This window comes from Bacteroidales bacterium (assembly GCA_029210725.1).
In the GTDB taxonomy this organism is placed as follows: Bacteria; Bacteroidota; Bacteroidia; order Bacteroidales.
The window spans coordinates 21,714-37,911 of the sequence record JARGFM010000032.1 but is presented as its reverse complement, the minus strand read 5'-3'; the positions used below and the strand labels follow the sequence as shown (position 1 = coordinate 37,911).

The 16,198-nt window shown below is 55.6% G+C and carries 10 protein-coding genes and 1 pseudogene; 1 reads left to right on the top strand and 10 read right to left on the bottom strand.

Annotated features, from left to right (window positions below; translation table 11 throughout):
- The first annotated feature begins 217 nt into the window (after positions 1–217).
- A complete protein-coding gene (locus tag P1P86_14265) occupies positions 218–1,843 on the top strand; it encodes a hypothetical protein (GenBank protein ID MDF1576349.1) in 1,626 nt (541 codons plus the stop codon).
- 49 nt (positions 1,844–1,892) lie between these two features.
- Here the strand turns inward: P1P86_14265 and P1P86_14260 are convergent.
- The 10 genes and pseudogenes from P1P86_14260 to P1P86_14215 form a co-directional block, all read right to left on the bottom strand.
- Positions 1,893–3,035 (bottom strand): annotated as a pseudogene (locus P1P86_14260) (serine hydrolase).
- Between the two features lie 255 nt (positions 3,036–3,290).
- Entirely contained in the window at positions 3,291–3,461 is a 171-nt protein-coding gene (locus tag P1P86_14255) for a type II toxin-antitoxin system YoeB family toxin (GenBank protein ID MDF1576348.1), read from the bottom strand.
- Between the two features lie 87 nt (positions 3,462–3,548).
- Entirely contained in the window at positions 3,549–5,093 is a 1,545-nt protein-coding gene (locus P1P86_14250; protein MDF1576347.1) for an NAD-dependent epimerase/dehydratase family protein, read from the bottom strand.
- 51 nt (positions 5,094–5,144) lie between these two features.
- On the bottom strand, positions 5,145–5,714 hold the full coding sequence (locus P1P86_14245; GenBank protein MDF1576346.1) for a YdeI/OmpD-associated family protein: 570 nt from the start codon (positions 5,712–5,714) through the stop codon (positions 5,145–5,147).
- Between the two features lie 62 nt (positions 5,715–5,776).
- Positions 5,777–9,139 carry an ABC transporter permease gene (locus tag P1P86_14240; GenBank protein MDF1576345.1) on the bottom strand — a complete coding sequence of 1,121 codons (3,363 nt, stop codon included), beginning with the start codon at positions 9,137–9,139 and terminating at the stop codon, positions 5,777–5,779.
- Positions 9,117–9,800: an ABC transporter ATP-binding protein gene (locus P1P86_14235; GenBank protein ID MDF1576344.1), complete on the bottom strand. Its 684-nt coding sequence runs from the start codon at positions 9,798–9,800 to the stop codon at positions 9,117–9,119. Before P1P86_14235 ends, P1P86_14240 begins: the two co-directional genes overlap by 23 nt.
- A complete protein-coding gene (locus P1P86_14230; GenBank protein ID MDF1576343.1) occupies positions 9,800–11,098 on the bottom strand; it encodes a glycosyltransferase family 4 protein in 1,299 nt (432 codons plus the stop codon). The genes P1P86_14235 and P1P86_14230 overlap by 1 nt, the downstream gene beginning before the upstream one ends.
- 12 nt (positions 11,099–11,110) lie before the next feature.
- Complete coding sequence (locus P1P86_14225; GenBank protein ID MDF1576342.1) at positions 11,111–12,241, bottom strand: PQQ-binding-like beta-propeller repeat protein; 1,131 nt, start codon at positions 12,239–12,241, stop codon at positions 11,111–11,113.
- Between the two features lie 3 nt (positions 12,242–12,244).
- Positions 12,245–13,798, bottom strand: coding sequence for a 2Fe-2S iron-sulfur cluster-binding protein (locus tag P1P86_14220; GenBank protein ID MDF1576341.1), 1,554 nt, complete (start codon positions 13,796–13,798; stop codon positions 12,245–12,247).
- A gap of 43 nt (positions 13,799–13,841) precedes the next feature.
- Positions 13,842–16,184, bottom strand: a complete 2,343-nt coding sequence (locus P1P86_14215) for an NAD(P)H-dependent oxidoreductase subunit E (protein ID MDF1576340.1) — start codon at positions 16,182–16,184, stop codon at positions 13,842–13,844.
- Positions 16,185–16,198: the final 14 nt, after the last annotated feature.

Below are 16,198 nucleotides of genomic sequence, written 5' to 3'. Positions count from 1 at the left end.
AAAGCACTGGGTCTGTTCAGGCTTGAGAAGTAGAGTTGATCACGTGCAACTCACCAGGGTGTCCCGATGACGAAAACTAGAGACCCTTGTTGGTCCTTTATACATAAAGTCGTTACATAACTCCAGATACTAAAAGATAAATCAAGCAGAAAAAAAATCTGGTATTCTCTTTTTGAACTGCTACATTTGAGTGATTGTTCACCTAAAACACTTTCAGATGTCCAGACAGTTTCTGCTCCCGTTCCTGACACTTATCCTGGCCCTCTCTCTCGCCTGCACTTCGGAAATGGAACCGCCCGTGCCGGCTCCCTTTACGGGTCTGGATACCATTTGTACCAACGACTGGTGGAACCGGGCCCCCAATCCCATCCACGACGTAAAGGTGGAGCGTGACAAAGTGCTGGCTTTCGGCTTATACACCGTATCGAAAAATACCATGAAATTAAGTGCGCAGTTATATCCCCTTTATCCGGATGAAACGCGCACGGTAAGGCTGGAAACCCGGAGCGGCGGACAGTGGCAGGAGATCGCCACAGCGGAAGTGAACGACCTGGGCTGGTCGGCTCTCTTCCGGATCGAGAACTGGGATGCCACCAAAGATGTGGCTTACAGGCTCAGGCATGGAAAAAAGGCCATGTACGAAGGACTGATCCGCCACGACCCGGTGGAAAAGGAAGAGATTGTAGTGGCCGCTTTTTCGTGCAGCAGCAACAAGGACCGGGGCGACCGGGAAAGCTATGTGAGAAACATCGATTTTCTGGATCCCGACCTGATCTTCCTGGCGGGCGACCAGTCGTATGACCACACCGAACACACGGCCTCCTGGCTGCTGTTTGGCTCCCAGTTCGGGGAGATGTGGCGCGAGCGGCCCTGTATTTCGATCCCGGACGATCACGACGTGGGCCAGCCCAACCTCTGGGGGGAAAGCGGAAAAGTATCCACCCTGGATGGAGCAGCCGACGGGGGCTATACCTATCACCCCGAATATGTGAAGATGGTGGAGCGCTGCCAGACCGCCAACCTGCCCGATCCCTACGATCCCACCCCCATCGGTCAGGGCATCGGGGTTTACTATACCAACCTGCTGCTGGGAGAAGTGGATTTTGCCATTATAGAGGACCGCAAGTTCAAATCGGGTCCCGCCGGAAAGATCCCCCGGCAGGGTCCCCGGCCCGATCACATTTACGACCCCGCTTACGATCCGGCCAGCATCGACCTGCCCGGACTGGTCTTACTGGGAGAGCGGCAGCTGGACTTCCTGGACCAGTGGGCCGGGTGGACCGACGGAGTGAAGATGCGCGCCGTGCTCTCCCAGACCGGCTTCTGCGGAGCGGCCCATCTGCACGGGAACATCGAAAACCGGCTGCTGGCCGACCTGGACTCCAATGGCTGGCCGCAAACGGGAAGAAAGAAGGCGCTCCGGGCCATCAAAAAGGCCCATGCCGTACATATCGGAGGCGACCAGCACCTGCCCACAGTCATCCGGCACGGGATCGAGGAGTTTGGCGACGGTCCCTGGGCCTTTATCGTTCCGGCCAGTGTCAATACCTATTACAAGCGCTGGTGGTGGCCCCTGGATGAAGAGCCGGGCGGTAACCATAACCCGGAGAATCCGCTGCCGTGGACGGGAGACTATTACGACGGAATGGGAAACCCCATCACCATGGTGGCCTATGCCAATCCCGAGAGCCCCTCCCAGGCGGGAGGTTTCGGGGTGATCCGTTTCCACAAGTCCGCCCAAGAGGTCACCTTCGAATGCTGGCCCCGCGATGTCTTTATCCCGGCCAAGGGAGCCGGTCAGTTCACCGGCTGGCCCGTGACCGTTCAGATGGACCCGCTCTAAGACCCCTTTCCTCTGACCTGAACCCTTTACAGGGTCCTGTCTCCGGGAATCAGTCCGCGATCGCCTGTCCCACCAGCAGTCGGAATTTCCAGCCGGTTTCGTCCGACCAGGCATCCTGGGTCTGTTTCATCAGGATCCCGATGGTATGTTCCGCCGGATCGGCAAAATACTGGGTATTAAAATACCCTCCCCAGTCAAAGGTGCCCAGGCTGCCCCTGCCTCCCTTTGCGGCTCCCGTTTCATCCAGGATCCCGAAGGCCAGGCCGAAATCGTCGCCCGAATCGCCCAGGAGATCACCCACCTGGTTGGTCAAAATAGTCTGGACGGTGGTTCGGCTGAGCAGGCGCACCCCGTTGTATTCTCCCTGGTTCAGGTACATCTGCAGGAATCTGGCATAATCCAGGGCCGTGCTGGAAAGTCCGGCCCCGCCTGAAAAGAAAGTCCCGGCGCCCTGGATGGGATAATCGGGATCGAAAAATTCATTGGCCGGGAAAACCGTCCATACTCCGGTCTCTTTGACCTGGACAGGAACCAGGCGGTCTTTTTTGGATTCGGGCAGATAAAAATAGCTGTCCGCCATGCCCAGGGGATCGAAGATCCGCTCTTTGAAAAACTGGTCCAGGGCTTTTCCCGACATGATTTCAATGAAATAACCCAGCACATCCAGCCCTTCGCCGTAAGTGAACTTCGCCCCGGGTTCATGATGGAGGGGAAGCCCGGCCAGTTTCCGGACGTTCTCTTCGATGCTCACTTCTTCCGTGGTGAATGCATCAATGATCCCCGCTTTCTGGTAAATCTTCCTGAAATTATCGTCATCAATCATTCCATAGCCGATCCCGGAAGTGTGGGTCAGCAGGTGTCGGATGGTGATGGGCCGGGAAGCCGGTATTCCGGTAAAGGAGGAATCAGCCTCCCGGAAGGATTCCAGGACCACCATGTTTTCAAATTAAGGAATATAGAGGGAGATGGGATCATCCAGGCTGAACTTCCCCTCCTCCCAGAGCATCATCACCGCCGTGGAGGTTATGGCCTTGGTCTGGGAGGCGATCCGGAAGATATCATCGCTTTGCATGCTTCTGCCGGCTTCCGTATCGGCCATTCCAAAAGCCTTGTGATAGACGATTTTGCCGTTCCGGGCCACCAGGGCCACCGCCCCGGGGATCTGATCCTCCGCCATGGCGGTGGTCAGCATGGTTTCAATACGGCTCAGTCGCTCCTCCGACATCCCGGCAGTTTTCGGGGAGGCCGCTGTCAGCTCACCGGCAGTCCCCGTGACAGCCCGCCGGGAACAGGAACTGACAAGAAGCAGTGTAAAAAGAAAGGGAAAAATGTGTTTCATAGCTTTAGATTATTAATGAGTACTGGACGAAATCTCACGATCAATCGGAAAATAGGATAGCTGGCATATTTTCTGAAACAAGTTAGCTCATGTCTCCATGATAGTCAACTAAAGAGCCAAAAAACCATATCGCATGGCCCAGAGGCCCGCATGATCGTGCTTCAGCATTTCGGGTTTTCCCAGGCCTTTATGAGGGTGCCTTACAATGTCCTTAATCAGGGCATTGATCTTCCTGATCATTCTCTTATCTGTGCTCTGCCAGTAAAGATATCCGGCCAGGTCACAGCCATGGCGAAATTTACAGCGCTATCCTGAAACATGGTTATGATAAATCCGCATTAATCAGCCAGTCTCAAGGTCTGGCATCTATCTGCCCGCGAGATTTAAAACCTGTGTGGTGAAAAGATTATTACCGGCCATGTCCTGATAGTTCCAGGGCGGGGAGATGCACTCCAGACACCAGTGGCCGCCTTTCAATACGGCATGCGGGGTCATTTTAAAAGCATGTCCACGGCAGCACTCCCACGGGAGAGAAGTGTGCAGATCTCCATTCCAGGAATCCGTCGAAAGCCGGCCTCCCCGGTAAAGGGCGGCCTGATGCAAGTCCCCTGTATCCAGCTCCTCCTTCCGTTCATCATAGCCATGATCCAGCCTGATATAGCTCTGCCTGTGATCCAGGGAAGGCATCTCCTTATCCCAGCCCGGAATCTTCCGGAAGGCTTCCGGGGATCCGTAAAAGGCCCGGATATGTCCACGGTCGTTGCGGCCGATCCAGCCCAGGGTGCCATCGGGCTTACGTGCCAGTCTTCGGAGCTGCGTCCGGGTGACGGCCTCCACCAGGAAGCGGAAAGGCGGGAAATGTCTGGCAAGCCATGCGGTGGCTTTCAGGTACCAGGGCAGATTCTTCCATACCTCCCTGAAATAGGCTTCCATGCTCTGGCCACCTTCCCAGTGATGCAGGTAATCGTTCAGCCGGTCCGAATCCTCAAAGAACTGCATATGGAAGTTCTTCAGGGCGAACCAGTTACGCTCCATCACCTTCCGGTAGCGGATCCCCAGCATGCCATAGATCCGCTCCAGGAATTCCAGGTAGGTGATCCTGGTGGCCGGTCCGCCCGAAATATTGTAATACCCGCCCCAGAAGTCAGAGTCATCCTTCATTTCCAGGCAACGAACCATCAGGCGGCCCGAGTCCCTGGCCGTTATGTTTTCCATAAAGGAGTTGATGGGTTGATGAAACATGATGGGATCCATCAGCGAAAAGAGCCCGGGGATCATCATAAAGGTCTGGCGCAGGGAAACCCGGTGTTTAATCCGCGACTGCATGACACTCAGTTCCCCTTTGATTTTGCTGAGCGCATAGTGATCATAAACACTGGGGATCACCGGATCGCCTGTGCGGCCCACATGCACAGGCGCAAGCCTGTCGCCGTATTCCGCTATGGTTCCGATATGGACCAGCCGGATATGTTCCGGATCTTCGGCTACGATGGCTTCTACCAGGTAGCGGGTTCCCCGGGCATTGACCTTTCCGGCCATCTCCGGATCGCGGTCAGCCGCCGGAGAGATCAGCGCCATGGGATTCAGGCACCAGTCGATTCCCCGGCAGGCCTCTGCCACATCCTCCCGGTGGAGGACATCGCCCCAGACGATTTTCAGTCCCCGGCCTGCAGAACTGCCCGCGCCTGCCCCATGGCCTGTGCCCGCGGATAGACCGCTTCCTGCCCGGGCCAGTGTGGGGACCATTGCCAGGCGAATATAGTGCCGGAATAGCTTCCGGTTCTTTTTGGAAGGTCGCAGCAGGAGTACGATATCGTAGCGGTCCCGCTTTTCCCAGAGGAGCTTAAAAGTCTCGAAGCCCATCGATCCGGAGGCGCCGGTTAAGAGAACCACCTGTTTTTGATTACCCATAGCGATGAATCTGCCCCCTTCCGTGCCTATAAGCTGCTGTAGTGATATCCTTTATTTGAGCCCGAGCTCCTCTCCTTTTTCAAGGAGTCGCAGGCTTTCTTCGAGCCTCTTACGAACGGTTTCGGGCCGTTTGGCCATGTTGATCCAGATATTGAATTGCTTTTGTGCCCTGGCGGGCAAAGCAAAATAATGATCCCTTGCCTTAGTATGGTCCTGAAAAGCTGAAAGCAGAGCCCCGGGAAGGCTTTCATCCACCAACGGAAGTTCAATGCTTTTGTCCCATATGCCATTCTCTTTGGCCACCTGGATGGTCTTTTTTCCGGGGGGCATCATTCTTCCCTCCCGGATCAGCTCCCCGACCCGTTGTTTGTTGCGCTCCGACCAGTTGCTGGAGGCCTTTCGGGGGGTGAACTTGCGCATGTAGGTGCTTTCATCGATCCGTTTCACGAGACTGTCGATCCAGCCCATACAGAGGGCATCATCCAGGGCCTCCTGGTAGCTGAAGGGGACCGGCCCTGCATCCTTCCTGCGAAAGACCAGCCAGATCAATTCCTCCCGGTCATGATGCTGCTGCAGCCAGGATCTCCACTCCCTGATGCTGCCGGCATGAAGTTGTTTCATTTCCCTAATGTACGGAATTATGTCTTACTCGTTCCTGAGTGCGGTGTAAAAGGAATTATGTCTTACTCGTTCCTGAGTGCGGTATACAGGGATTCGTTCTTCAGAGCCGAACGGGCCACCAGGTGGATCCAGAACCAGCCGTTGAACACCAGCACAGCAAGCCAGGCCAGGATGGAGAAAAAGGAAGTCCCGGTATGTGCGTTCAGAATGGAGGGCAGGGTGGCCACCACCGCGGTGACAAAGCCCGTCCCGATACCCATGAGCAGCAGGAACATGTATTCCCTGACCACCAGCTTTCGTATCTCTTTCCGGCTGTAGCCCACTGCTTTCAGCAGGGCGATCTCCCGGCTCCGCTCCATCACGCTTCGCCAGAGGATCACCACCAGTCCGAAGGTCCCCACCAGCAGTCCCAGTGCTCCCAGCACCATAAAGATGGAGAGGTAGGCATTGGTCACCGAATTAAACTCCGCAAGCCGGCTGGCCGACAGCTCCATATCCCAGCCCAGGTCGCGCATGCCCCGTCCCAGCTCCGAAGCGATTTGGGCCGTATCCTCCATGGCCCCATCCACCAGGAACACGTGGGTCCCGCTGCTCTCCGGAAACTGCTCCAGAAAGCGCCTGTCGTCGATCAGCACGTTGCCCTGGAAAACAGAGGGGGCCAGTCCCCCGATCAGCAGGAGGCTCATGGTCTCCCCCCGCGAATTGGTGTAACGGAGCGTATCTCCCACTTCAAGCCCCAGTCCCCACTTGATCACCGTCTCATCGGCAATGGCCGGGATCACTCCGTCGTCCAGCTCCTGCCGCAGGGAGAGCCAGGGATGGGCCTCATCCAGGTAGGGGGTGCGGGTCACAAAGGAGAACCTTCCATCCAGCATGGCCGGATCCACGCCCAGGATCTGGGGATTCACAATCTTGTTCAGGTTCAGGCAGCTGGCATCGTCTCCGTCTGCCTTTCGCAACTGTACAAAGGAGTAGCCTTCGCTCAGGCCGAATTCATACTGAACCTCCGGATTATTGAGCTTTTTGAGAACCGGCGCGGTGGATTCGGCATAGTACAGGAAGCCTCCCGTGCCGCTGCCTGTTTCCCCGGCATTGGAGAACAGGTCCTTCCGGTTGCTCCCCGTGGAGATCACCAGGAAGGCCCCGATGGCAAAAAGGATCACAATGCTCATGCTGCGCGTCAGGTTCCTGCGGGCATTTTTGGTGCTCAGGAGCTGCAGGTCAATAACTCCCTGTTTTTCCGTGACCGTGCGCGACAGAAGCCAGTAGAAGAAAAGAACCGCCGACAGCAGGAGCAATCCCCCTGCACTGAAGAAGAGGGCCACATTCACGATCTCTGTCTGAACCAGCTGGGAGGCAATCAATGTTAAGGCGGTTAAGCCCGTGCTTACAGAAATCCATAAGATCCCCTTTCGCGACAGAACAAGCTTATGCCTCTTTGCAGGATCCTGCTTTTTATAGGCGCTGAAGTGACGTTTCAGTTTGCGGTTCATAGGGAACCAGATGGCCAGCAGGGCGATCAGCAGGGTGGCAAGCAGCCCGGTAAGCAGGGTGGATATGCGTATATCGATGAACATCATCTGCGTGCGGATCACCCCGCTCCAGACCCCGTTCATGGCCATAAACACCAGTTTGTTATAGACCACCGAGAGTCCGGTTCCGGCCAGGGCCCCCACCAGGGTCACCAGCATGCTCTCGCCCAGTATGAAACGACGTATGCTTTTCAGGGGGATGCCCATCACCACCAGGGTCCTCAGCTGTTCACTCCTGCTCTCCAGATTCAGCAGGAAGAGCAGTACGATCAGCAAGAGACCTGATGCCAGCAGGAAAAAACTGAGTCCTCCGAAGAGCTGGCTGAAATCGATCCCTTCCCCTGCGGCCTCGTATCCTTTGGTCCGGGTATCCTCCAGGGTAAAGCCCAGCATGGCCGGACTGATCTTTTCCATGAGGGAGCCCTCCAGGGCAGTCAGCGCCGCCTGGGTCAGATCTTCCACGGAACTATCCGCCGCAGCCATCCCTGCCCCTTCCAGGGAGTACCTGAAAGAGGTATAGGTGCCAAAGCGGTTCTTCCAGAGCTTCTCTCCCTGCTCCACGGAAATAAATGCTTTGGGGATCCCTCCAAAATCATCCCAGTAATCTTCGTCTTTATCCCGGATACTCTCCAGCGAAATGGGCACCCCGGTGTCCCAGTCGCGGCAGTTGCCGGCATCGGACAGTCCGGGCAGGTCGGGCATCAGGTTCCCGTCGCCGTAACGCCCCTCCATGGGAACGATGGAACGAAGCACAAAGGTGGCCGATGTATCGGTAAGCTCGCGGAGGGGGCCCACCTTAAAATAGCTGATTTCCAGGGTATCTCCCACTTGTGCCGACAAATCTTCGGCCAGCCACTCGTTAATGATCACCTCTCCTGCTTTCAGCATCTGTGCCGGAAGCGTGGAGACAAAGGAATAAGGTGCGGCACCGGAGGCCGATTCGATCCGGTTCACAAAGTAGGTGAGTATGCCTTCCCCTCCCGCTGCCGCTTCAGAAAGCGGTACAGTGAGGGCATCATCGATAAACACCCGGTCGCTGGTGATCTCCAGCAGCCGGAGCTCGTCCCGCACGTGCAGCTTCAGTCCCGCGTCGGCTGCCGAGAACTGCGCTCCCACAGCCTCCCGAATCTCCTCCGTGCCGGCCCCTGAGCCGCCGGCCTGTCCGTCAGCCCGGAACAACATGACATTGGCCCTTCCGGAAAAATCCATTAAGTCCCCGAGAGACTCCAGGGAGATAAAAATATTGAAAGGGGCTGTTTGGGAAACCTTCAGGTTGAACCTTCCCAGCCGGTCATCGTCCGCCACTTCTTTTATCATGGCACGGAGGGTCACTACACTTTCCGCATCGGAAACAAAAGGGGCATTCCGGGGAATCAGACTGGCTTTTTCGATCCGCAGCAGCAGCTCATCCCCTGCCTTTACACTGAGCCTGTTGGCCAGGTTTCGGCTGATTATGATGGAGTCGCCCGACAGAGTTCCGTAATACGGATCCAGTCCGGCCACCTTATCAAAGCTCTGGTCCACCCCCAGCATCTGGATGTGATTGATCCGCCGGGCCCCGCCATCGTCCACCGCACTGCCCTCCTGCAACAATATGGAGGAAACGGAGATCCCTAATTGTTCCCCGACCCGTTCGCCAAGTTCAGCAGTAAAATAACGATCGCCTGCCTTCAGGACATGTGTCAGGGCTCCCAGGCGATGATCCACGATGCGGTTCAGGCTGTACTCGACAGAGTCGCCCACCACCAGGGCCCCGGTAAGCACCGCTCCGCTGATGGCCACACCCAGGGCAAGCAGCAGGTTTTTCCTGCTGTAGTAAACCAGATTAGATCGTATGAGTTTCAGGATCGTCATCACGGTGCAGGGAAGATCAGAGCTGATGCAGTTTACCATTCCGGATCTCCAGCGTCCTGCCCATTTTCCGGGCCAGTTCGAGGGAATGAGTAACCACCATCAGGGTCAGGCCATCCTCCCGGTTCAGCTCCAGCAGAAGGTCGGCCATATTCTCCACGTTCTCGCTGTCCAGGGCCCCGGTAGGTTCATCGGCCAGCAGAATGGATGGTGCATTGATCATGGCACGTACCACCGCGGCACGCTGACATTCACCCCCGGACAGTTTCCCGGGCAGTTTGTTCCTGAATTCCCAGATGCCCACCCGTTTCATCAGCGCTTCTGCCCGGCCGGCACTCTCCAGCCGGGAGGCCTTATCAGATTGCACCAGGGTGGGGATCAGCACATTCTCCAGCAGGGTACACTGGGGCAGCAGGTGATGGAACTGGAACACAAAACCGATTTGCCGGTTACGGAACTGATCGATCTCCCGGCTGGAATAACCGGTAATATCCTCTCCGCGGAACTTCACATGACCATCATCCGGACTGTCCAGTCCGCCCACCAGGTTCAGCAGGGTGGTCTTTCCGGAACCGGAAGGCCCCAGGATGGCGATACGCTCCCCCTCCTCCACCTGCAGGGAGAGATCGTTCAGCACCGGACGATAGCTGGAATCGTCGCGCCTGCCAAATCCCTTATGGATGTTTTCCAGAGCTAAAAGCATTATTTCACAGACTTTATGGCATTCTCATAAACCTCCAGCATCCTTTTGGCCTGTATATCTATGTGGAAATGCTGGTCCACTCCCTCTTTCCCCCTGTGACTCAGCCGGTCCATCTCTTCCGGATCCGAGAGCAGTTTTTCCAGGGCCAGGGCCAGCTCCTCCGGGGTATTTTCCCTGTAGATCACTCCACCGCCTGTGAGTCCGACGATCTCAGGAAAAGCTCCGAGTGCCGGCTGAACCACCGGAATGCCCGAGGTCATGCACTCCAGCAGGTAGATCCCAAAGGCTTCGCCATTGCGGACCGGAACCGATACGACCGATACTTTTTCGAAATAGTCCCGGAGGCCCTGCTCCTCAAAATCCTCGTGGAACTCCACCTGGTTTTGCAGGCCATGCTCTTTGATCCGGCTCCTGATATCGGACAGGAACTTCTTATCATCTCCGGTGGAGCCTCCCGTAAGCACCAGGTTCACATCCTCAAAGCCATCCTTCTGCCTGAGAAGCAGGAAGGCATCTACCAGGATATCCAGACCGTTTCCAAAACACATCCGGGAGACATAGCCAATATTGCGTTTCTTTTCAGAGGCCGGTTTAAAGATATAATCGGCCGGATCCACCCCGATATGCACCGAGGTCAGCTTCTCTTCCGGAAGGGATATTTTCTCCTTCATGACTTCGGCATAATAGTCACTCACCGAGATGAACCTGGCCACATCTTCCGCCTTGGTCGACATCAGCTTCCAGACACTCTCCGCCGCCGAAGGTTTCATCACATCGACCCAGACATCTTCGTCCTGCAGGGAACAGATTACCGGCACCTTCAGGCGCTCTCCCAACTGCCTGGCCAGACCCAGCAAAAGGGCATTGGAAAGATGGATCACATCGGGAGAGCAGTTTTCCACGATCCAGTCGACCATTTTCTGCAGCTCTACCTTCTGTTGTCCCTCTTCTCCAAGGAGCATGGAAACAGTCATTTCCTCCAGGCCCCTGGCCCTCGTGGAACCGGCAAATTTAGAAGCCAGCTTCAGCATGGGCTTGGAATTCAGGGCCCGGTCGAACCAGCCGGGTGCCTTTCTGAAAATGGGAAACAGTTGCTTCAGGTAAATGCTGATGGCCCCGTAAAATACGGGTATTTCCCTGCTGAGATCATGTTCATCGGCAAACAGCGGCAGGTACATGGGCAGTTTGACCACCTGATGATCCGACTTGCGGAGTGCCTCCACGTACTTGGAGTCGCGCAAACAGTTTCCGCAGTAAAAACTCCCCCCCGATCCGGGGATAATATGCATAATATTCATATGATTTCCTTTCTATTTTTTTCCAAAACAATAAACCCTTCCGTCATCCCCGGCCACATAAAAACGATTGTCGGCCACGGCCGGATTGGCATAAACGGCGGTCCCCAGCTCATAGGTCCATTCCGGCTTGCCACTTTTCCGGTCAAGCAGGAAAAGATCGCCCCGCATGCTGGCAACCAGCACCCTGTTACCGACCACCACCGGGGAAGCATCTACCTGACCACCGGTGTTATAGTTCCAAACCAGATTCCCGTTCTTTTTTTTCAGACAGTAAACAAATTTATCGCGGTTTCCGATAAAAATATGATCCTCGTAAATGGCCGGTGATCCGACAAAAGGCTGGTTGTACTTCTCGCTTTCAAAGACCCATTCCACCTTCTGTCCCAGCAGGTCCACGGCCACAAAAAACCCGTCGTAATCGCCCACAAAGGCATAATCCCCGTCAATTCCGGCCGAACTGGCCACATAGGTGGAGATCTCCATGCTGGTGCGGACCTTCCCCGTCAGGGCATCCACCATATGAATATAGCCGTCACAGCCTCCAAAAACGGCCATCCCGCTATAAAGGGCACACGAACCATTGATGAAATTGTTGGTTTCATATTTCCACAATCCCTGGCCCGATTCCGGATCGACCCCGTGCAGGTAATAATCATAGCTGCCCACCAGGATCACGCTCTTGTTGCCCTTCCGGTAAAAGGAGGGAGAGCCCATGATCATATTATCGGTCTGGTAGGTCCACTTGATGGCGCCGGTGTTCAGATCGACCGCATAAAGGGTCCCGTCCAGGTTCCCCACATACACCACCCCATCGACAATCAGTGCCGGCGCTTCGATGCTGTATTCGACGCTGATCTTCCATTTCAGGGTCCCGTCCGATGTTATACCGAAGAGGGAACCATCCAGGGTTCCGACCACCACGATCCCGTCACATACCACCGGTGCCGCCTTGATCATGTCCTGCGCATTGAAACTCCACAAAAGGGCCGGATTTTCGGGCAGGGAAGCACTGCTCACTCCGCTTAACTGAGAATCTCCCCTGAAATTCCCCCAGCAGGAGGCGCTCTGCCCCTCCAGGGTGGTCCAGAAAGCGGATATTATCATGGCCAGCAAAAGCCGGATAAAAGTACCTCGGTTCTTCATAGCTTAAATATTTTCGGCTTTACGGCTGATGGCTCCCGTGGGACAGGCATCGGCCACTTCCAGAGCCACTTTTTTCAGCCCTGCAGCCAGATTTTCATGAAAAGGGATCCCGACCACGACTTCAAATCCCCTGCCAATAAAAGTGAAGCCAAATTCTTCCTGATGCTTTTCAGTAAGCCGCACGCAAATCCCGCATTTGATGCATTTGGAAGGTTCGTAAATCACCTCCTGATGCTGATCCTGCTTGGTAACAAGTTGACGTTCTTCCGATTTAAAGCGTTTCTGGTCGGCTCCGTAGGCATCGGAGTAGAGCCGGAGCCTGCACTTGTGCAGGTCGCGGCAATCACAGTGCAGGCAGCGTGCGGCCTCTTCCTTCACCTGTTCTTTGCTGAGTCCGTCCCCCTTCCGTGCCGGTTCCAGGCGATTCCCTTCCACCGATTCCTTCAGGTATTCAGCAAACTCGGCCGGAAGCAGTTTCCCGAAACGGGAATTAAAGAGAAAGGGCTCTCCCATGACAGGCTGATTCCGCAGATACTGATCCACGCTGAAGGCCGCCCCCTTCCCCTGTCCAAGTACGCGAATGGCCATTTTTGAAGGCTTCAGGGCGCTTCCCACCACAAATACCCCGGTCCCGCCCACCCGGTACGTTTTTCCATCGGCCTCCACTCCTTTGGAATGCAGGGGCAGGCCCCATTCCGCCACACCACTCTCTCCCTTTCCGGTGGCCACCACAACGGCATCATAGCTGCGCTGCAGCTTCCCGAACTCTGCTGCATCCACCGCCGTTTCGAGGCTGAACTCCACGCCCACTGCCGCTATGGTATCAATCTCCCGTTGAAGGACCTCCGCCGGGAGATCCTCTGAACTTACCTCTTTACAAAGACTGCCACCGGCTTTGCGGTTGCGGTCAAAAACCCGGCAGCGGTGCCCCTTCAGGGCCAGGTGATAGGCTGCCGCCAGTCCGGCCGGACCCGCTCCGATAATGGCAATATTCTTTCCGGTATCTCCCTCTTTTTCAGGCCTCCAGGAAAGATCAGCTTCCATATCAAAATCGCCCGCGTAGCGCTTTAAGAGGCAGATGGACACCGGCTCATCGATGGTCTTCCTGCGGCAGGCCCCTTCACAGGGGGCCGGGCAAATCCGTCCGAGCACCGAAGGCAGGGCGATATCCCTTTTCACCACCACCAGGGCCTCATGAAACTTACCGGCAGCCAGCAGACGATTCATCAGGGGAATATCCATATGGGCCGGACAGGTCACCTGGCAGGGGGCCTCGCAGTCGCCCACGTGTTCGCTGAGCAGAAGTTCCAGGGAACTTCTCCGGGCCTCCCTGATCTCCTCGTCCTCACTGATAATATCCATCCCTTCCTCAACGGCCATGGAGCAGGACGGAATGATCTTCCCGCTCTTCCGGTCCTTAACCACGCAGACCATGCAGGAGGTAAAATGTTCCAGATCCTCCATATAGCACATGGAAGGCACCTCCATGCCCATTCCACGGATGACCTCGATGAGCATGCTGCCTTCGGCAACCTCTGTTTCCCGCTTATCTATCATTATTTTAACCACGCTATATCCTCTCTTACTTTCTAAGGTTTCCCTATCTGACTAAAACTGCATTTTCCGGACAAACCTGCCTGCACCCGTCACACTGAATACACAGGTCGTTATTCACTTCATGCTTTTCATGGGGCCTGAATGCAATGGCATCCACCGGGCACTCCTGTGTACAGAGAGTACAGCCTATGCAGTCGTCTGTGATTTCATATTTTATCAGATCCTTGCATTTCCCGGCCGGACACTCCCCCCGGATATGGGCCTCATATTCCTCCCTGAAATACCTCAGGGTGGAGAGTATGGGATTGGGGGCTGTACCGCAAAGGGCACAAAGACTCCCCTTCTTGGTCCAGTTGGCCAGGTCCTCCAGGTTTTCCATATCCTGTTCCGTTCCCTTCCCGGTGGTGATTTTCTCCAGGATCTCCAGCATCCGCTTGGTGCCTATACGGCCGAAACTGCATTTCCCGCAGGACTCATTCTGAGTAAAGGTGAGGAAATACCGGGCTATATCGACCATGCAGTCGGTATCGTCCAGCACCACCAGTCCGCCGCTCCCCATCATGGCCCCTACCTCTTTCAGCGACTCGAAGTCGATGGGGGTATCTGACTTCCAGGAGGGCACACAGCCCCCTGAAGGGCCCCCTATCTGTACCGCCTTGAACTTCCGGCCACCGGCTACCCCGCCACCGATCTCCTCTACCACCTCGCGGATGGTCATCCCCATGGGCACCTCGATCAGCCCTCCCCGGGCCACCTTTCCCGCCAGAGCAAATACCTTGGTTCCCCTTGAAGATTCGGTCCCCACTTTATTGAATGCCGCTGCTCCGTTTTTCATGATGTAGGAGATCTGGGCAAAGGTCTCCGCATTGTTGATCAGGGTGGGCGCCCCCCACAATCCCTTTACCGCCGGGTAGGGTGGCCTGATCCTGGGAAATCCGCGCTTCCCTTCGATAGACTCCATCAAGGCGGTCTCCTCTCCGCAAACAAAGGCACCGGCCCCCTGATACACGGTGAGATCAAAATCAAACCCTGTTCCCAGAATATTCTTTCCCAGATATCCCTGCTCCCGGCAAATATCCAGGGCCTGGAGAATGCGGGTGACTGCCAGTGGATATTCGGCCCTGATATAGAGAATGCCTTCCGGGGCCCCGACCGCATACCCGGCCGCTACCATCCCTTCGATGATCCGGTAGGGATAGGACTCCAGGAGCATCCGGTCCATAAATGCACCCGGATCTCCTTCATCTCCATTACAAATGATATACTTCACATCGCCCGCTTGTTGAGCCACCAGCTTCCACTTGTTTCCGGAAGGATAACCTCCTCCTCCCCGTCCCCGGATCCCGCTCTCCAGGATCTCCTCCACCACCCGGGCGGGTTTCATCTCTTTCAGTATACGTGTCAGCCCTTTAAATCCATCCCGGCTTTTATACTCCTCCACATTGATGGGATTGATGATCCCCCGGAACTCGGTGGCCATGGGAATCTGCTTATCGAGGAAGAGAGATACATGCTTCTCTCTCACATCCAGCGAAAAACGGTCGACTCCCTCCCAGCGGCTGTCATCCCTGATGCTGTCGGCCACCGTCAGAAGTTTATTGGAGAGCCTTTTCAGAAGACCGTCGGGCTGAAAATGCTTTTGCACGATCTGGGCCACATCGGCCGCATTTACTTTGGAATAGAGGGTGGGTTCTCCCTGGGTGGAGACAATCTCCACCAGGGGTACCTGGTGACACATACCCACACAACCCACATGTTTCAGTTTCACATTCAGACCGTTGCGGTCTATGGTCTCCTTCACGGCATCCCTGATCTCGTCGCTCCCGCTGGCCACACAACAGGAACCCAGTCCGATCCGGATTTCTCCCTTGACTTCGCTTCCATCGGCCAGACGAAACTGTTTCTTTCCCGGTCCGCTTTTCTGTGTCTCAAAATCGGCCAGCACAGCGCTCACCTTGGAAGTGCTCACATGCCCGTAAGTGACCTGGTCGATCTGGACCACCGGGGCCAGGGTACAACATCCCAGGCAGTTGACTTTTTCAATGGTGTACTTTCCGGATCCGGTGGTATCTTCATGCTCCCCCAGTCCCAGCTCGCGCTTCATGGCATCGTAGACCTGAACAGCTCCCTTTACATGACAGGCCGTACCCACGCAGACCTTGATCATATGCTGTCCGGCAGGACTGAACCTGAACTGCGAGTAAAAACTGGCCACCCCCACAATTTGTGCCGGGGTAATTTCAGAAATCTCACACACCCTGCGCAGGGCCTCCTCAGGAAGGTAATTATACTTGCCCTGAATGGCCTGCAGAACCGGTATCACAGCCTGCCTGCTTCCTCCCAGTCGCTGCACAATCGCATCAATATCTTTTATTTCGAACTCCACCTTTCTGTCTCCCT

Bases quoted from the DNA above. Each gene is read 5' to 3' on its own strand.
- P1P86_14265 (MDF1576349.1), top strand. From the start codon at position 218: ATGTCCAGACAGTTTCTGCTCCCGTTCCTGACACTTATCCTGGCCCTC.
- P1P86_14250 (MDF1576347.1), bottom strand. From the start codon at position 5,093: ATGGGTAATCAAAAACAGGTGGTTCTCTTAACCGGCGCCTCCGGATCG.
- P1P86_14245 (MDF1576346.1), bottom strand. From the start codon at position 5,714: ATGAAACAACTTCATGCCGGCAGCATCAGGGAGTGGAGATCCTGGCTG.
- P1P86_14240 (MDF1576345.1), bottom strand. From the start codon at position 9,139: ATGGTAAACTGCATCAGCTCTGATCTTCCCTGCACCGTGATGACGATC.
- P1P86_14235 (MDF1576344.1), bottom strand. From the start codon at position 9,800: ATGCTTTTAGCTCTGGAAAACATCCATAAGGGATTTGGCAGGCGCGAC.
- P1P86_14230 (MDF1576343.1), bottom strand. From the start codon at position 11,098: ATGAATATTATGCATATTATCCCCGGATCGGGGGGGAGTTTTTACTGC.
- P1P86_14225 (MDF1576342.1), bottom strand. From the start codon at position 12,241: ATGAAGAACCGAGGTACTTTTATCCGGCTTTTGCTGGCCATGATAATA.
- P1P86_14220 (MDF1576341.1), bottom strand. From the start codon at position 13,798: ATGATAGATAAGCGGGAAACAGAGGTTGCCGAAGGCAGCATGCTCATC.